General features: G+C 62.4%; 14 protein-coding genes. 9 read left to right on the top strand and 5 right to left on the bottom strand.

The annotated features are described in order from the left end of the window. Positions 1–37 precede the first annotated feature (37 nt). The 5 genes from LT40_RS03230 to edd form a co-directional block, all read right to left on the bottom strand. Positions 38–1324, bottom strand: a complete 1287-nt coding sequence (locus LT40_RS03230) for an ABC transporter substrate-binding protein (RefSeq protein ID WP_043186421.1) — start codon at positions 1322–1324, stop codon at positions 38–40. 167 nt (positions 1325–1491) lie between these two features. Next, a complete protein-coding gene (locus tag LT40_RS03225) occupies positions 1492–2898 on the bottom strand; it encodes a sensor histidine kinase (protein ID WP_084139869.1) in 1407 nt (468 codons plus the stop codon). A gap of 22 nt (positions 2899–2920) precedes the next feature. Then, positions 2921–3643, bottom strand: a complete 723-nt coding sequence (locus tag LT40_RS03220) for a response regulator (RefSeq protein WP_043186417.1) — start codon at positions 3641–3643, stop codon at positions 2921–2923. Positions 3644–3708: 65 nt separating this feature from the next. Then, on the bottom strand, positions 3709–4662 hold the full coding sequence (locus tag LT40_RS03215; RefSeq protein WP_043186415.1) for a glucokinase: 954 nt from the start codon (positions 4660–4662) through the stop codon (positions 3709–3711). Further along, positions 4659–6485, bottom strand: a complete 1827-nt coding sequence (gene edd, locus LT40_RS03210; RefSeq protein ID WP_043186413.1) for a phosphogluconate dehydratase — start codon at positions 6483–6485, stop codon at positions 4659–4661. Before edd ends, LT40_RS03215 begins: the two co-directional genes overlap by 4 nt. 273 nt (positions 6486–6758) lie before the next feature. Between edd and gap the strand changes: the two genes are divergently transcribed. The 9 genes from gap (at position 6759) to gcvP (ending at position 18372) form a co-directional block, all read left to right on the top strand. Beyond that, on the top strand, positions 6759–7760 hold the full coding sequence (gap, locus tag LT40_RS03205) for a type I glyceraldehyde-3-phosphate dehydrogenase (protein WP_043186412.1): 1002 nt from the start codon (positions 6759–6761) through the stop codon (positions 7758–7760). A 125-nt stretch (positions 7761–7885) separates the two neighbouring features. Continuing rightward, positions 7886–8407, top strand: coding sequence for an RNA polymerase sigma factor (locus LT40_RS03200; RefSeq protein WP_043186409.1), 522 nt, complete (start codon positions 7886–7888; stop codon positions 8405–8407). 41 nt (positions 8408–8448) lie between these two features. Further along, positions 8449–9342 (top strand): FecR family protein, encoded by an 894-nt coding sequence (locus tag LT40_RS03195; protein ID WP_043193267.1) that lies wholly within the window; start codon positions 8449–8451, stop codon positions 9340–9342. Positions 9343–9486: 144 nt separating this feature from the next. Then, positions 9487–12045 (top strand): TonB-dependent receptor, encoded by a 2559-nt coding sequence (locus LT40_RS03190; RefSeq protein WP_043186406.1) that lies wholly within the window; start codon positions 9487–9489, stop codon positions 12043–12045. 113 nt (positions 12046–12158) lie between these two features. Then, positions 12159–12776: a biliverdin-producing heme oxygenase gene (locus tag LT40_RS03185; RefSeq protein WP_043186401.1), complete on the top strand. Its 618-nt coding sequence runs from the start codon at positions 12159–12161 to the stop codon at positions 12774–12776. A 20-nt stretch (positions 12777–12796) separates the two neighbouring features. Beyond that, the gene (locus tag LT40_RS03180) at positions 12797–13198 is read left to right on the top strand and encodes a YbaN family protein (RefSeq protein WP_148308506.1); all 402 of its coding nucleotides are present in this window, start codon (positions 12797–12799) and stop codon (positions 13196–13198) included. A gap of 78 nt (positions 13199–13276) precedes the next feature. Then, on the top strand, positions 13277–14785 hold the full coding sequence (locus tag LT40_RS03175; RefSeq protein WP_043186394.1) for a sigma-54-dependent transcriptional regulator: 1509 nt from the start codon (positions 13277–13279) through the stop codon (positions 14783–14785). Positions 14786–15123: 338 nt separating this feature from the next. Then, positions 15124–15501: a glycine cleavage system protein GcvH gene (gcvH, locus tag LT40_RS03170; protein WP_043186391.1), complete on the top strand. Its 378-nt coding sequence runs from the start codon at positions 15124–15126 to the stop codon at positions 15499–15501. A gap of 9 nt (positions 15502–15510) precedes the next feature. Then, the gene (gcvP, locus tag LT40_RS03165) at positions 15511–18372 is read left to right on the top strand and encodes an aminomethyl-transferring glycine dehydrogenase (protein WP_043186388.1); all 2862 of its coding nucleotides are present in this window, start codon (positions 15511–15513) and stop codon (positions 18370–18372) included.

Here is an 18372-nt window from a genome sequence, read left to right as displayed (position 1 = left end):
CAGGGCAGTGCTCTGACTTGCAGCTTGCCGCTACGGCTTATTTGGAAGACTTGACCGCTGCGCCGAGTTTCTTGGCAGTGTCGGCCGGGTCGGCTTTCGGGTCGTTGATGTAGTTGGTCACGACATCGAAGAACGCGCCTTGCACGGCCAGCGTGGTCGCCATGTTGTGTGCCATGCTCGGTTGCAGGCCGCCGGACTTGGCGTCCGCCAGGAAGTCCTTGGCAGCGGTCTGTGCGCAGGAATCGAAACCCAGTTGCTCCATGTTGTTCAACATGTCGTTGCGAACCGGGATCGAGCCTTTGTTGATGCTGAAGACTTTCTGGAAGTTCTCACCCAGCACGACTTTGGCGATGTCCTGTTGACCGGCCGCAGTGCCTGCGTCCTTTTGCTTGAACACGGCCAGCGAGTCGATGTTGTAGGTGAACGCTTTGTCGGTGCCCGGGAAGGCGACGCACTCGTAGTCCTTGCCAGCGACTTTCTTGGCGGCGGTCCATTCGGACTTGGCCCAGTCACCCATGATCTGCATGCCGGCCTTGCCGTTGATGACTTTGGCCGCTTCCAGGTTCCAGTCCTGACCTTTGCCGTCGGCGTCCATGTAGGTCGCGACTTTCTTCAGTTCGGTCAACGCCTTGACCATTTCCGGGCCAGTCAGCGCGGCGTTGTCCAGGTCAACCAGGGCCTTTTTGTAACCATCGACACCCATGACCGAAAGCACCACCGCTTCGAACACGGTGCTGTCCTGCCAAGGCTGACCGCCATGGGCCAGAGGAATGAAGCCCGCAGCCTTGAGCTTGTCGCCTGCGGCGTAGAATTCTTCGAGGGTGGTCGGGTTCTTGGTGATACCGGCTTTCTTGAACACTTCCGGGTTGATCCAAAGCCAGTTCACACGGTGAATGTTCACCGGCACGGCGACGTAATCACCGTCGTACTTCACGGTATCGGAGACTTTCTTGTCGAGCAGACTGTCCCACTTTTCCGACTTGGCGACGTCTTTCAGCACGTCGGTGTCGAGCAGGCCGGTCGACGCCCATTCCTGGATGTCCGGGCCTTTGATCTGGGCTACACCAGGCGGGTTGCCGGCTACGGCGCGACTCTTGAGCACGGTCATGGCAGTCGAACCGCCGCCACCGGCCACAGCCCCGTCCTTCCAGGTGAAGCCATCTTTCTCGACCTGCGCCTTGAGCACGTCGACCGCCGCTTTTTCACCGCCTGACGTCCACCAATGGACCACTTCCACCGAACCTTTGGAATCGGCAGCCATGGCACTGAGCGGGAACAGGGAAGCGAAGGAAACGACGAGGGCGAGGCGAGAGAGCTTGTTCATGGGACTTCCTTTTTTGTTGTTATGCAGAGGCAAGTCTGACGCTTGCGTTGCATGAGAGTGTAAACACCGCCAAGTGGGGTGCAGGTAACGAAGGGATAGGGAAATGTCACAGACTGGTGACATTCATGATCGCCAGGCCAGTCGGTGTGCAGAAACACGCGGACCGCTCACACCGTCTTGCGCGGCAAGACCAATGTCACCCGCAAGCCACCGGCCGGAAGATTCTGCAACGTCACTTCGCCGCCATGGCTGTGGGCGATGTTGCGCGCGATGCCCAGGCCCAGCCCGTAGCCCTGTTGGGTCCCGGCTAGACGGAAGTGGGGCTCGAAGACTTTCTGCAGCCGTTGCTCGGGCACGCCGGGGCCTTCATCGTCGACATAGAGAACAAAGGCCTGCGCGTCGTCATGGATGGACAGGTGCGCACGGTCGCCGTACTTGAGAGCGTTGTCGATCAAATTGCCGATGCAGCGCTTGATGGCCAGCGGCTTGCCGGCGTAGGGCCGACGTGCCTTGCCTTGCAGGGTCACACGGCCATTGCCTTGCGGCGCCAGGTAGGGTTCCACCAGGCAGTCGAGGACCTGGTCGAGATCGACCCGCTCGATGTTCTCGTGGATGTCGGTGTCCTTCACGCATTGCAGCGCGCCCTTGACCAGTAGTTCGAGCTCGTCCAGGTCGCGGCCGAATTTGGCTTCCAGGGCTGGATCGTCGAGCAGTTCGACGCGCAGCCGCAGGCGCGTGATGGGCGTGCGCAAGTCATGGGAGATTGCGCTGAACAGCTGGCTGCGTTCGGTCAGGTAGCGGCTGATGCGCTCGCGCATGGCATTCAGCGCCCGTGCCACTTCCACCACCTCGCTGCCGCCGCCGTCCATGGGCGGCTCGTTATTCACCTCGCCCAGGGACAACTCACGAGCAGCGCGGGCCAGGCGTTTGAGGGGTCGGCTCTGCCAATGCACCAGCACGCCGATGAACAGCAGCAGAAAGCCGCTGGTCAGCGCAATGAACCAGATTTGCTGGGCCGGCAGACCTTCCTCTTCGAGAGTGGTGTAGGGCTCAGGCAACAGCGAAGCGATGTATAGCCATTCGGTTGGCCCCAGGCGAATCTGGGTGACCAGCACCGGCGGATTCACCGGCTCCAGGGTCAAGGCGTAGTGCGCCCAGGAACGCGGCAGTTCGTCCAGCTTCAGGCCGCTGTTGAAGATGCGCAGGTCGTCTGGGCTGACGAAGGTCACCGAGATATCCACGTCGCTGCCCAGTTGAGTTCGCAGCACTGCGGAGACCGCATCGATCACGGCCGTCTTGCGTGCAGTGGGTTCCAGCAGTTGCATGCCCAGGGGCTTGTCATTGAGCGAAACGAAAAAACGCGTGCCGCCCATGCTGCGCAACTGGTCCAGGACCAGCGGCCGATAGGCCAGCGGCAAGGAACGGAAATAGCTGACGCTGGCCGCCATCGAATGAGCCAGACTGCGAGCGCTGGTGACCAGCCCCTCGAGCTGGGTGGCGCGCAGCTGCGACAGCCAGATGATGCTGGACAAGCCCTGCGCCAGCAGCACCGCCAACAGTGTCAGCAAGAGCATGCGGCCCAGCAGTGAACGCGGCTTAAACAGGCGCAACGTGTGCCGCCAGCAGGTAGCCGCTACCGCGTACGGTACGGATCAGGCGCGGCGGTTTGTCGTTGTCGCGCAGGCGCTGGCGCAGGCGGCTGACCGCCATGTCGACGATGCGATCCAGCGGCATGGGTTCACGCCCCCGGGTGGCATTGCCGATGGTGTCGCGGTCGAGAATCTGCTGGGGATGATCGAGGAACAGCTTGAGCAAGGCGAAGTCGGCACCGGACAGGAACACCTCCTCGCCATCGGTGTGAAACAACCGGTGGCTCACGGTATCGAGCCGCCAATCGTCGAAGCCGAGCACCTCGCCGCTGCGCTCGCTGGCGAACTGGCTGCGCCGCAGCAGTGCCTTGATGCGCGCCTGCAGCTCGCGTGGGCTGAACGGTTTGCCCAGGTAGTCGTCGGCTCCTAGCTCAAGGCCGATCACCCGGTCCGCTTCATCGGAACTGGCGGTGAGCATGATGATCGGCACCTGGGCCATGCGCGGATGCTGGCGAATCCAGCGGCACAGGCTGAAGCCGTCTTCGTCGGGCAGCATGACGTCGAGAATCACCAGGTCGGTGCCGACCTCGGCGCCAAGGGCTTCGCGAAAGCCCGCGCCGTCGGCCGTGGTGCGCACGGCAAAGCCGGCGCGGCTGAGATAGGTGTCCAGCAGTTCGCGGATTTCCTGATCGTCATCGACCAGCAGGATCGATTTGCCGACAGTGCTCACGTGGGCGTCCTTGTTGTTATCGCCGGGTCGATACGCCCGGCTTTTTTCAAGGGCTGATTAAACGCTCAAGCCTGCGCCTGTTGCAAGGCCACACCAGCGCCGAGCAGCCCGGAGAACTCGGCCGTGACCACCCAGACCGGGATGCCCTTGAAGTAATCGCTCATGCAGCCCTTGTCGGCGAAGCTCTCGGCGAAGCCGCTCTGCATGAAGATATCGAGGAAGCGCGGGATCACCCCGCCGACGATGTACACGCCGCCGCGACCGCCCACGGTCAGCACGTTGTTACCCGCCACCCGACCCAGGAAGCGGCAGAATTGCTCCAGGGTTTCGCGGGCGACGGGATCGCCGGCAATGCCTGCTTCGGTGACTTCTGCGGGCGAGGCGCAGGAAGGTTCGTGGCCGTCCACTTCGCACACAGTTTGATACAACCGCAGCAACCCGCCACCGCTCAAGATGGTTTCGGCACTGACATGGCCGATCTGCGCTTCGATGTGCGCGCGCAGTTGGGCTTCGCGCGGGCTGCCGACGGGCAGATCGACGTGGCCACCTTCGCCCGGCAAAGCCATCCAGCCATTGCGCTGGCCGATCAGCGTCCCCACGCCCAGCCCGGTGCCCGGACCGATGACCACGGCCGGACGCGCCGGATCGGCCTGCCCTTCGCACACCAGTTGGTACTCGTCGGGCTGCAGGCGTGTCATGCCCAGGGCCATGGCCGTGAAGTCGTTGATCAACAGCAACTGCTCGACTTGCAGGTTTTTGCAGAACGCCTGGCGGCTCAGGCGCCAATGGCTGTTGGTGAAGCGAAATTCGTCACCGTCCACCGGGCCGGCCACTGCCAGGCATGCGGCGCCGATATCACCCTTCTGCAACTTGAGGTCGGCCATGTACACGCCGATGGCGTGCTCGGGGCTGGTGTAGTCCGCCGTGGGGAAGACCCGGACCGAATGCAATGCATCGTTTTCCCAGATGGCGAAACGTGCGTTGGTGCCGCCTATGTCGCCGATAAGGGCGAGTGTCATCGCAAAATCTCCAAACCCGAGGTGAAGGCACTGGCGCCTTGCTCGGCCGAGCTGAAAGCTTGGCGCATGAACCCGAACAGTTCACGCCCGCACCCTACGCCATTGGCCAAGGTGCCGACCGCCGGGGTGCGGCTGGCCAGCGTCTGGGCATCGACGCGTACCTGCAGGGTACCTTCGACACCGTCGACCCGGATGATATCGCCATCGCGCACCAAGGCCAACGGTCCGCCACTGGCCGCTTCGGGACTGACGTGGATCGCCGCGGGGATCTTGCCGGAGGCGCCGGACATGCGCCCGTCGGTGACCAGCGCGACCTTGAAGCCACGATCCTGCAAAACGCCGAGAAACGGTGTCATCTTGTGCAGTTCCGGCATGCCGTTGGAACGCGGGCCCTGGAAGCGCATGACGGCGACGAAATCCTTTTCCAGTTCGCCGGCCTTGAATGCATCGGCCAGCTCCTGCTGGTCCTGGAACACGCGACACGGTGCTTCGACCACCTGGTTTTCCAGAGCGACGGCAGACACCTTCATGACGCCGCGGCCCAGGTTGCCTTCCATCACGCGCAAGCCGCCCTCGGCCGAGAACGGACGCGCCACCGGACGCAGGATGCTCTCGTCGAGGCTCGCCTCGGGCCCTTCGCGCCACACCAGCCGGCCGTCTTCCAGGAACGGCTCGCGGGTATAGCGGCTCAGGCCGTGGCCGGCCACCGTGTTGACATCCTCGTGCAGCAGGCCGGCACCGAGCAGCTCGCGAATCAGGAACGCCATGCCGCCGGCAGCCTGGAAATGGTTGATGTCGGCCTTGCCGTTCGGATAGACATTGGACAGGGTAGGCACCACCTCGGAGAGGTCGGCCATGTCTTGCCAGGTCAGAATGATGCCCGCTGCCATGGCAATTGCCGGCATGTGCAGGGTGTGGTTGGTCGAACCGCCCGTTGCGTGCAGGGCGACGATCGAATTGACCAGCGACTTTTCATCGACGATGCGCCCGATGGGCGTGAATTCGCCGTTGGCCTTGGTCAGGCGTGTGACCTGATGGGCCGCTTCGTGGGTCAGCGCATCGCGCAGCGGGGTATTGGGATTGACGAACGAGGCACCCGGCAGGTGCAGGCCCAGCACCTCCATGAGCAGCTGGTTGGTGTTGGCCGTGCCATAGAACGTGCAGGTGCCCGGGCTGTGGTAGGACTTCATCTCCGATTCGAGCAATTCCTCACGGCTGGCCTTGCCTTCGGCATAGCGCTGGCGGACATCGGCCTTCTCCTTGTTGGAGATACCCGAGGGCATTGGCCCGCCGGGCACGAAGATCATGGGCAGATGCCCAAAGCGCAGGGCGCCCATCATCAAGCCCGGTACGATCTTGTCGCAGATGCCGAGCATCAGCGCGCCGTCGAACATGTTGTGCGAGAGCGCAACGGCCGTGGACAGCGCGATGGTTTCACGGCTGGCCAGGCTCAGCTCCATGCCGGCCTCGCCCTGAGTCACCCCATCGCACATGGCAGGCACACCGCCGGCGAACTGCCCGACCGAGCCGATCTCGCGCAGGGCCTGCTTGAGCTGCTCGGGGTAGGTCTCGTAGGGCTGGTGCGCCGAGAGCATGTCGTTATATGACGAAACAATTGCGATGTTGGTCGCATTCATCATGCGCAGTTGGTGCTTGTCTTCGGTGCCGCACCCCGCTACTCCGTGGGCAAAGTTCGCACACTGCAGCTTGCCCCGCATGGGGCCGTCGCTGGCAGCGCTGTCGATCAGTTGCAGGTAGTGCTCGCGGGTAGCTTGGCTACGCGCGATCAGCCGTTGGGTGACCTCAAGGACGCGGGGATGCATGTGAAGAACTCCAGGCTTTGGGGGCGACCTCTGCAACACTCTGTCCGAACTACGACCCGTGCCAGGGCTCAAAGCCCTGCAGGCAGAATCGATGTGAAGGAAGGGTTGTACCGGTCACTCGTTGTAGATAGAACAAAATATTGCCACTAAAAAGGCTTGTTTTCTATTTCTATGCGAATAATCTTGTAATTCCAACAACAAAACAGATTACGTGACCTGCTTACCCGGACCTAATCCAAGGGGAATCACCCAATCTGATTACAGGAATCACTCATGACCATTCGCATAGCAATCAACGGTTTTGGCCGCATCGGCCGCAATGTCCTGCGGGCACTCTATACCCAAGGCTACCGTCAGGACCTGCAGGTCGTCGCCATCAACGACCTGGGTGACAGCGCGATCAACGCCCACCTGCTCAAGTACGACACGGTGCATGGCACCTTCGACGGCACGGTGGAGCACGACAAGGAAGGCCTGACGGTCAACGGCGATCGCATCTCGGTGAGTGCCATTCGCAACCCGGCCGAGCTGCCGTGGAAGGCCGAGAACATCGACGTAGTCTTCGAATGCACCGGTCTGTTCACCGACCGTGAAAAGGCCGCTGCGCACCTGACTGCCGGCGCGCGCAAGGTGATCATTTCGGCACCGGCCAAGGGCGCCGACGCCACCGTGGTCTATGGCGTCAACCATGACGTGCTGCGCCAGTCCCACGAAGTGATCTCCAACGCTTCGTGCACCACCAACTGTTTGGCGCCGGTGGCGCAGGTGCTGCACCGCGAGCTGGGTATCGAACAGGGTCTGATGACCACGATCCATGCCTACACCAACGACCAGAACCTGATCGACGTGTACCACAGCGACCCCTACCGCGCGCGCTCGGCCACCCAGTCGATGATTCCCAGCAAGACCGGCGCCGCCGAAGCGGTGGGCCTGGTGCTGCCCGAGCTGGCCGGCAAGCTGACCGGCATGGCGGTACGCGTACCGGTGATCAACGTATCGCTGGTCGACCTGACCTTGAACCTGTCGCGCGAAGCCAGCCGCGACGAGATCAACGCACTGATGCAGGCTGCTGCCGAGCAGTCCAAGGTACTGGGCTACAACACCCTGCCGCTGGTTTCCACCGACTTCAACCACAACCCGCTGTCGTCGATCTTCGATGCCAACCACACCAAGGTCAACGGCAAGCTGGTCAAGGTCATGGCCTGGTACGACAACGAGTGGGGCTTCTCGAACCGCATGCTGGATAACTGTTTGGCGCTGATCAACGCCAAGTAAAAACCATGGCGACTGGACGTGGCCGATGCCACCTCCAGCCGCGATATTTCTCGAAAAGCTTGCGGCTTGACCGGGCACAAAGATGAGAATTATTATCATCTGATGCTTTCTGGTCGGGTACCTCCGTGAGTCAATCACGTTTCATTTCCGTATTCATCTCGCAACGCTTGAGCCTGCTGCGCACCCTTCAGCGCATGGTTCGCAACCCCAGCACCGCCGAAGACCTGCTTCAGGAAACCTACCTGAGGGTCAACCGTGCCGTGGGCGAGCGACCTATCGAACATCTCGAGCCGTTCGTGTTCCAGACAGCGCGCAATCTTGCCCTCGACTATCTACGCTCCCGTCGCCTGTATGAGCGAACGATGGTCGAAGACGTGCCTCTCAACGTGCTACAAAGCATTGCAACAGTGGCCAGCACTCCGGATGAAGCCGCCCATGCGCAGCGCCTGCTGGCCAGATTGACCGCCAGCCTCGGCCTGCTGACGCCTCGCCAGCAGAGGATTTTCATACTCAGCCGGGTGCATGGCAGTAGCTATATGGAGATCGCCGAAGAGCTGGAAGTTTCGGCCAGCACCGTACAAAAGGAGTTGAAATTGATCATGGCGATCTGTGTCGGCGTTGCGCAGCGTCTGGAGGAACAACTGTGAAAGGGCAGCATTCACCAGAACAGGCGCCACTGACGCCCGCCATGGAACAAGCCATCGATTGGTTGGTCGCCCTGCCCTGCGCCGACGCTGCCCAGCAGAGGGCATTCAAGGCCTGGCTGCTGGCCGACCCCGAACATGCCGCGGCGCTTGAGCAGGCCCGCGCAGTGTGGCAAGGCGCGTCGGTCCGCGACGCCGCCGTAACGCTGCAAACGCGGCGCACAACCACAGCCTGGCGTCGGCGGTGGATATCGCTGGCCACCGCAGCGGTATTGGTAGTGGGGGTACTGAACTTCACCCATCTGCCGCTGCGCGTGCAGGCCGCTCACCTGACCCAGGTCGGCGAGCGCCAGCACCTGGAACTGCAAGACGGTTCCAAGGTATTGCTCAACACCGAATCGGCCTTCTCGAGCCGCGTCGATAGCCGGCAACGCCAGGCGCGCCTCTATGAAGGCGAAGCGTTTTTCGAAGTGCCTCCGAGCCGCCAGCAACCCCTGCAGGTGCAAGCCGGACCGGTCCGCGCCGATGTGCTCGACAGCGCCTTCGCCGTCAGCTACCACGATGGCCAGGCGCAAGTGCGCGTGCAACGAGGCAACGTCGAGCTCAGTGCCAGCCATGACGAGAAGGTCCGTCTGAACGCCGGCGACAGCATCCGCATCGGCCCCAAGGGCTTCGGCACGCGCGAGCGGCTTGATCCGCAGAAGGATCTGGCCTGGGTCCAGGGCCGGTTGATCTTCGAGAATCGCCCCATGGGCGAGGTGCTCGCCGAACTGCGGCGCTATTACCCAGGGTGGATCATCAATACCGACAAGAAGCTCGAGCAGGTGGCGGTGACTGGCAATTACCGCCTGGACAATCCGCTCGATGTGGTTCGCTCGTTGGCCCAAGTGACGTCGGCACAGGTGCGGGAGTTTCCGGCGCTGGTCATCTTGAACTGAAGAACATGGCATTGCGCCCAACCGACACCTGACAGAACTATTTTTACGCTCTGCCGCTTCCCGATCCGTCTAGTTATAGCCAATGCAACTGATTCTCATTCGAATCGTTAGAACTATAATGACACGCGACAGGGAGCGCTTTCGATGTCCAAAGGTTTCACTCGTCCACAGTTTCACTACTCGGTGCTTACCGCCGCCCTGCTGCTGGCCACACTGCCAGCCGTAGGCAGTGCAGCTGAGCCCACCCTGACAAGCGCCCGCAACAGCGTCGATCACGCCTTCAGCATCGCCCAGCAGCCCTTGGCGTCGGCCCTGAATGGCTTCAGCACTACAACCGGCTGGCAAGTCGGGCTGCCTGCCGAACTTGCCCAGAACGTCACTTCACCCGGCGTACGCGGCAGCATGACGCCGGAACAGGCACTGGATCGGCTGCTCGCCGGCACACAATTGCGCTATCGGAAAATCAGTGCCAACAATATCGTGCTCGAGCGCAGTCCACCGGGTGCGGTGATCGCCTTGCAGCAGATGACCGTCAGCGCCACCCGCCAGGAACAAAGCGCCGACAGCGTACCGAGCACCATTACCGCCCAAGGCCGCACGCAGCTGGACCGCGACAATGTCAATGGCATTCAAGATCTGGTGCGTTACGAACCCGGCGTTTCCGCAGGCGGCACCGGACTGCGCAGTGGCATCACCGGCTACAACATTCGCGGCATCGATGGCGATCGTATCCTCACCCAGGTCGATGGCGTTGAAGTGCCGAACAGCTTCTTTAACGGCCCCTATGCGCAAACCGAGCGCAATTACGTCGACCCGGAAATCGTCAAGCGCGTGGAAATCCTGCGTGGGCCGGCGTCGTCGCTGTACGGCAGCAGTGCCATCGGTGGGGTGGTCAGCTATTACACACTGGACCCGGAAGACATCATCAAGCCCGGCAAGGATGTCGGTGCGCGGCTAAAGACTGGCTACAGCTCGGCAGACGAAAGCTGGCTGAACTCCGCCACCGTGGCCGGCCGTACGGGCGACTTCGACGCCCTGTTGCATTTGAGCCAGCGCAACGGGCACGAAACCGAGTCCCATGGTGATCACAACAGTACCGGCCTGAGCCGCACCGCCGCCGACCCCAAGGATGTGCGCTCCACCAATGTGCTGGCCAAGCTGGGCTGGAACTACGCTGATGACGCTCGGTTCGGGCTCACCTATGAAAAGTACAAGGACGACCGTGATGTCGACCTGAAAAGCGCCTATGGCGGCCCGTATGCCAATGGCAGCCCGCTGAATTTCTATCGATCGCGTGGGGGTAATGACACGATCACCCGCGAGCGCTTCGGCTTGAACCATAACTTCGGCCTGGACAGCGTCGTGGCCGATCACATCAAGTGGAGCCTGAACTACCAGATCGCCAAGACCGACCAGCACACCGAAGAGCACTATCTCGTCCCGCGCGCACGCGATGTGCTGCGAGCGCGTGACACCTTGTACAAAGAGCGCCAGTGGGTGTTCGACCTGCAGCTGGACAAGGCCTTCCAGGTGGGTGAAACCGATCACCTGCTGACCTACGGCACCCATATCCGCCAGCAGAAAGTCACCGGCTCGCGCAGCGGCTACGGGACCTGCCTGTCCGTGCTGGGCAGTTGCCGAGCCATCGGCGCCGACAGTTCGCCCGATCGCCTCGTCAAATCCAGCGATTTCCCCGACCCGACCATCAACACCTACAGCCTGTTCGCTCAGGACGAGATCCGCTGGAACCAGTGGACCTTGCGACCCAGCGCCCGCTATGACTACACCCAGCTCAAGCCCCGCCTGACCGACGAGTTCCTGCGCACGGTCAATCCCGAAGGCAAGTACACCGTGACCGACAGCGATCGGAACTGGCACCGGCTATCACCCACGATGGGCGTGACCTACGACTTCGATGACCACTACACCTGGTATGGGCAGTACGCCGAAGGGTTCCGCACGCCCTCGGCCAAAGCGCTGTACGGCCGCTTCGAAAACCTTGACGCAGGTTATACGGTCCAGCCCAATCCGGACCTTGAGCCCGAAAAAAGCAGAAGCTATGAAACTGGTCTGCGCGGCAAATTCGAGGCAGGCACCTTCGATATTGCGGTGTTCTACAATCAGTACCGCGACTTCATCAACGAGGATGCGGTCAGCCCCGGGGCGACCTCTGCGGTGTTCCAGAGCAACAACATCAAGCATGCCACCATCAAGGGCGTCGAGCTCAAGGGCCGCTTGAACCTGGACAGCTTCGGTGCGCCGCAAGGTCTCTACAGCCAAGGCTCCATCGCGTACGCCCATGGCAAGAACCAGGACAACGGCCAGCCGATCAACAGCGTCAATCCGCTCAAGGGTGTCTTCGGCCTGGGTTACGAGCAGCAGCAGTACGGTGGTCTGCTCAGTTGGACGCTGGTCAAGCGCCAGAACCGGGTGGACAGCAGCGCGTTCAAGTCGCCGGACGGCAGCGGGGTGTTCAAAACGCCTGGCTTCGGCATCCTCGACCTGGCCGGTTACTACAAGGTCACCGACGACGTCACCGTCAACGCCGGCCTGTACAACCTCACCGACAAGAAATACTGGCTATGGGACGACGTACGCAGTTATGACGGGGTGGGCGAAGCGGCGGTGACATCCCCCGCCAACCTCGACCGTCTCACGGCTCCCGGTCGTAATTTCGCGATCAATCTGGTTTGGGACATCTGATAATGGCACTGTAGGGGCAGACAACCGCTGCCCCTGCGGTAGGATTTTTTTACGGTCCGCTGTCGGTTGACTCGTCTTGTCTACACAGCACCGTATTTTTCAAGGAACTCGCAATGACCGTTACCGAGCACCCTCAGGACCAGGCCCCACTGCGCTCCGCTCGCTTGCGCGCGATCAGCCAGACGCTGCATGACAGCCTGGAAAACACCGTGGCCCGTTACGCACCCTTCGATACGCCGGAAAGCTATGCGCGTTTTCTGCAGATGCAGTACCTGTTCCAGTCCGAGCTGCAGCCCCTGTACAACGATCCCGCCCTGATCGCCTTGTTCCCCGACCTCCCCGGGCGTTGCCGCGCCGAGGCTGCCAAGGCCGACCTGATCGACCTTGGCGTGGCCATTCCGCAACCCGTCCCGGGCGCCCTCAGTGAGCCCAGCCGAGCTACGGCGCTTACCTGGCTTCGCGTCTCCGAAGGGTCTAAACTCGGCGCCGCAATCCTGATCAAGCGGGCCAATGCCTTGGGCTACACCGAAAGTTTCGGTGCGCGCCATCTGGCCGAACCCGAAGGCGGACGTGGCAAAGGCTGGAAAGCCTTCAACGCGATATTCGATGCCCTGCCTTTCAGCGCGGGAGAAGAAGCCGAAGCTGACCAGGCAGCCAACGACGCGTTCGCACGCTTGCAGGTGCTGCTGCAACACACCTACGCCGATCACAGGGAAACGGCGTCGGCTTGAAACCCGACTGTATGGAACTCATGGACAACCCTCGCCCGCTCCCCTCAAAGCTGGCCCGCGTGCTTTACGGCCTGCTGGCCTATACCAGCCTGATCATCGGGCTGATCGCCATCGTGGTGCCGGGGTTGCCCACCACCGAGTTCATCCTGCTGGCCGCCTGGGCGGCGACCAAAAGCTCGCCACGGCTGAGCGCCTGGCTGGAAAACCACAAGCTGTTCGGCCCCATGCTGCATAACTGGCGCAATGGCAAGGTGATCACTCGCCGGGCCAAGGTCAGTGCAACCGCCAGCATGGTGATCTGCTCGCTGGTGATGTGGTTCACCCTCAAGCAGCATTGGCCGGTGTACGCGGCCATCGCCGGCATGGTGCTGGTCAACCTGTGGATCTGGTCACGCCCCGAACGCATCTCCCCACAGCGCTGAACCGCCGCGCCGGCGCTACAGCTTTGCGCCATGGCAGGGCATACTGCCCTTCTCCGCTGTCCAGAATGCTCGAGCCCCATGCGTATCCACGTCAGCTTCATCGACCGTGTCGGTATCACCCAGGAAGTGCTGGCCCTGCTCGGTGCCCGCAATCTCAACCTCGATGCCGTCGAGATGGTCCCGCCCAACGTCTACATCGATGCACCGACACTCAGCCCGCTGGTGCTGGAAGAGCTGCACGACGCACTGTTCCGGGTGCGAGGCGTGGAAGATGTACGTGTGGTCGACATTCTTCCGGGACAGCGCCGGCACTTGCAACTCGAAGCCTTGCTGGCTGCCATGGCCGATCCGGTACTGGCGCTGGACAGTGCCGGCAATGTTCTGCTGGCCAACCCGGCCTTGGTCGAGCTGTATGGCCGCGAGCCGGCTGGGCAGTCGGTGGCCGACCTGTTCGCCGACCCTGCTCTGCTCGGTGCATTGCTGGAACAGGGGTTCCGCCTGCCACTGCGCGAGGTCAACCTGAATGGCCAGACGCTGTTGCTCGATGCCACTCCGATCACCGACGCTGGCGCCTTGCTGACACTCTACCCGCCCAACCGCATGGGCGAGCGCCTGGCCGCCCTGCACCACGACCATGCCGAGGGATTCGACTCGCTGCTGGGTGATTCCGCACCCATCCGGGCGCTCAAGGCGCGGGCGCAGCGGGTCGCGGCCCTGGATGCACCCCTGCTGATCCAGGGCGAAACCGGCACCGGCAAGGAACTGGTGGCACGTGCCTGCCATGCTGTCAGCGCACGCCACGGCGCGCCGTTCCTGGCCCTCAACTGCGCCGCGCTACCGGAGAACCTCGCCGAGAGCGAGCTGTTCGGCTACGCCCCCGGCGCCTTCACGGGCGCCCAGCGTGGCGGCAAGCCGGGGCTGATGGAGCTGGCGCACCAAGGCACGGTGTTCCTCGACGAGATCGGTGAAATGTCGCCGTATCTGCAGGCCAAGCTGCTGCGTTTTCTCAACGACGGCAGTTTCCGTCGCGTTGGCGGCGACCGTGAGGTCAAGGTCAACGTGCGCATCCTCAGCGCCACCCACCGCAATCTCGAGCAGATGGTGGCAGAAGGGGCGTTTCGGGAAGACCTGTTCTACCGCCTCAACGTGCTCAACTTGAATGTGCCTCCGCTGCGCGAGCGCGGCGAAGACATCCTGCTGCTGGCACGTTACTTCATGCAACAGGCCTGCACCCAGATTCAGCGACCGATGTGCCGACTGACGGCCAATACCTATCCTGCCTTGCTGGGCAATCGTTGGCCGGGCAATGTCCGTCAACTGCAGAACGTGATCTTTCGCGCGGCTGCGGTTTGCGAAAGCAATACGGTGGATATCGCCGATCTGGACATCGCCGGTACCCGCGTGCCCCACCGCAACGACGGCGAGGTGGTCAGTCTGGAGCAGGCAGTGGGCGCCTATGAAAAAGCGCTGTTGGAAAAGCTGTATCCCAGCTATCCCTCCAGTCGCCAGTTAGCGAGTCGACTGCAGACATCACATACGGCCATTGCCAACCGGCTACGCAAATACGGCATTGGTAGCGCATCCTGACGCGTCACACGATCTGCACTGTATCGATTTCAATACATCGTACGCAATCCAATACACCATCATCAATTGGGCACCTGTAGCAGCGGCGCAAGCCGCGTCCGGGCGTGCCGAGGTGCATTCGACAGACCACGTTTGCCGCCGACGCGGCTTGCGCCGCTGCTACAGGAGCAATCCCGATGAACGGGCTAGGGTAGTTCGTAGCGTTTTCGTTACAGTCACTTCGCTTCTGAATTTGGGTTATCTGCCTGAAGCCCTTGCAACCTGTGGCTTTGGGAAATCTGGCAGCCATCTTGCTAAGTAACCGCCATTGCTGAACCCCAAATCATTGCGGAGTTTCCATGAGCGAGTTGCGTTTCACCGTCGAACACGAATGGCTGCGCCTCGAGGCCGACGGCAGCGTCACAGTCGGCATCACCCCTTTCGCCCAGAACGCCTTGGGCGACGTGGTGTTCGTGCAGTTGCCCGAACTGGCCCGCCACGCGCGCGATGCCGAGGTTTCGGTGCTGGAATCGGTGAAGGCTGCCAGCAGCATCAACATGCCGCTCGACGGCGAGATCGTCGAAGTCAACGCAGCGCTCGACGCCGCCCCGGAGCTGGTCAACCAGGACCCGCTGGCACAGGGCTGGTTCTTCCGTTTCATCCCCGATGACCTCGAACAGGTTCGCGCCTTGCTCGACCAGCCCGCCTACGACAACCTGATCGCCGCCCAAGGCTGAGGACCGACCATGACTCGCGCCATTGCACTGCATACCGACAACGAATTCATCGCTCGCCACATCGGCCCTGGCCCGGTAGATGAGCAAGCCATGCTCGACTTTCTGGGGTTCGACAGCCTGGATGCGCTGAGCGCCAGCGTCATACCCGAAAGCATCAAGGGCACCAGCGTGCTTGGCCTGTCTGCCGGGCAAAGCGAAGCCGACGCTTTGGCTGCAATCAAGGCCATTGCCCAGCAGAACCAGCTGTTCAAGTACTACATCGGACAGGGCTATTACAACACCCACACGCCGGCGCCGATCCTGCGCAACCTGCTGGAGAACCCAGCGTGGTACACGGCCTACACGCCGTATCAGCCTGAAATCTCCCAGGGCCGCCTGGAAGCGCTGCTGAACTTCCAGACCCTGATCAGCGACCTGACCGGCCTGCCGATTGCCAATGCTTCGCTGCTGGATGAGGCCACCGCTGCCGCCGAAGCCATGACCTTCTGCAAACGCCTGAGCAAGAACAAGAGCAGCCAGCGCTTCTTCGCTTCCAGCCACTGCCATCCGCAGACCCTGGCCGTGCTGATCACCCGCGCCGAGCCCCTAGGCATCGAGGTGGTCGTCGGCGACGAGCACGAGTTGGCCGACACCGATGGTTTCTTCGGGGCTCTGCTGCAGTATCCCGCCAGCAACGGCGACATTTTCGATTACCGTGAGCTGGTCGAGCGCTTCCACGCCGGCAACGCACTGGTGGCCGTGGCCGCCGACCTGCTGGCCTTGACCCTGCTCAGCCCGCCGGGCGAGTTCGGCGCCGACGTGGCCATCGGCAGCGCCCAGCGTTTCGGCGTGCCACTGGGTTTTGGCGGTCCACACGCGGCGTATTTTTCTACGCGCGACAGCTTCAAGCGCGACATGCCCGGCCGTCTGGTCGGTGTCTCGGTGGACCGCCACGGCAAGAGCGCCCTGCGCTTGGCCATGCAGACCCGCGAGCAGCATATCCGCCGCGAGAAGGCCACCAGCAACATCTGCACGGCCCAGGTCCTGCTGGCCAACATCGCCAGCATGTACGCCGTCTACCACGGCCCGGCCGGCTTGATCCAGATCGCCCGGCGCACCCACCAGCTCACCGCCATCCTGGCACGTGGCCTGACCCAGTTGGGCGTGCGCGTCGAGCAGCAGCATTTCTTCGACACTTTGACCCTCGCCACCGGCGCCGCGACCGAGCGCCTGCACGAGCAAGCCCGCGCGGCCGGTATCAACCTGCGCGAAGTCGACGCCCAGCGCGTGGGTATCTCGCTGGACGAGACCACCCGGCAGGCCGATGTGGAAGCGCTGTTCGCGCTGTTCCACAGCGAAAGCACCCAGGTGGTATTCCAGACCCTGGCCGACGAAGTCACCGATCAGCTGCCCAAGTCACTGTTGCGTGAGTCGGCGATCCTGCAACACCCGGTCTTCAACCGCTATCACTCGGAAACCGAGCTGATGCGCTACCTGCGCCGCCTGGCCGACAAGGACCTGGCCCTGGATCGCACCATGATCCCGCTGGGCTCCTGCACCATGAAGCTCAATGCCGCCAGCGAGATGATCCCGGTGACCTGGGCCGAGTTCGGCCAGTTGCACCCTTTCGCACCGGCTGCGCAGAGCAAGGGCTATCAGCTGCTGACCGACGAGCTGGAAAGCATGCTGTGCGCCGCCACAGGTTACGATTCCGTGTCCCTGCAGCCCAATGCCGGTTCCCAGGGTGAATACGCCGGGCTGCTGGCCATTCGCGCCTATCACCAGAGCCGTGGCGACGAGCATCGCGACATCTGCCTGATTCCATCTTCGGCCCACGGCACCAACCCAGCGACCGCGCACATGGCCGGGATGCGTGTAGTGGTCACCGCGTGTGACGCACGTGGCAACGTCGATATCGAGGACCTGCGCGCCAAAGCCATCGAGCACAGCGACAAGCTGGCGGCCTTGATGATTACCTACCCGTCTACCCACGGCGTGTTCGAGGAAGGCATCCGCGAGATCTGCGCGATCATTCATGACCATGGCGGCCAGGTGTACATCGATGGCGCCAACATGAACGCCATGGTCGGCCTGTGCGCACCGGGCAAGTTCGGCGGCGATGTCTCCCACCTGAACCTGCACAAGACCTTCTGCATTCCCCATGGCGGTGGCGGCCCGGGTGTCGGCCCAATCGGCGTGAAAGCGCACCTGGCCCCGTTCCTGCCCGGCCATGCTGCGCTGGAACGCAAGGAAGGCGCTGTCTGCGCAGCGCCGTTCGGCAGCGCCAGCATCCTGCCGATCACCTGGATGTACATCCGCATGATGGGCGGCGACGGCCTCAAGCGCGCCTCCCAGGTGGCCATCCTCAACGCCAACTACATCGCCCGGCGCCTGGAGCAGCACTACCCGATCCTCTACGCCGGCAGCAACGGCCTGGTGGCCCACGAGTGCATCCTCGACGTGCGCCCGCTCAAGGACAGCAGCGGCATCAGCGTCGACGACGTTGCCAAGCGTCTGATCGACTTCGGCTTCCACGCACCGACCATGTCGTTCCCGGTGGCGGGTACCCTGATGATCGAGCCGACCGAAAGCGAATCGATGGAAGAACTCGACCGCTTCTGCAACGCCATGATCCAGATCCGCGAAGAGATCCGCGCAGTCGAGGAAGGCCTTCTGGACCGCGACGACAACCCATTGAAGAACGCGCCGCACACGGCCGCCGAGCTGGTCGGCGAATGGACTCACGCCTACAGCCGCGAGCAGGCGGTCTACCCGCTGCCGACCTTGCTGGAAAACAAGTACTGGCCACCGGTTGGCCGGGTCGACAACGTTTTCGGCGACCGCAACCTGGTGTGTGCCTGCCCTTCCATCGAAGCCTATCAGCAAGCGTGA

The sequence above is a fragment of the Pseudomonas rhizosphaerae genome (assembly GCF_000761155.1).
Lineage (GTDB): Bacteria > Pseudomonadota > Gammaproteobacteria > Pseudomonadales > Pseudomonadaceae > Aquipseudomonas > Aquipseudomonas rhizosphaerae.
The sequence above is the reverse complement of the archived record's forward strand: the minus strand, read 5'-3'. Positions and strand labels throughout refer to the sequence as shown.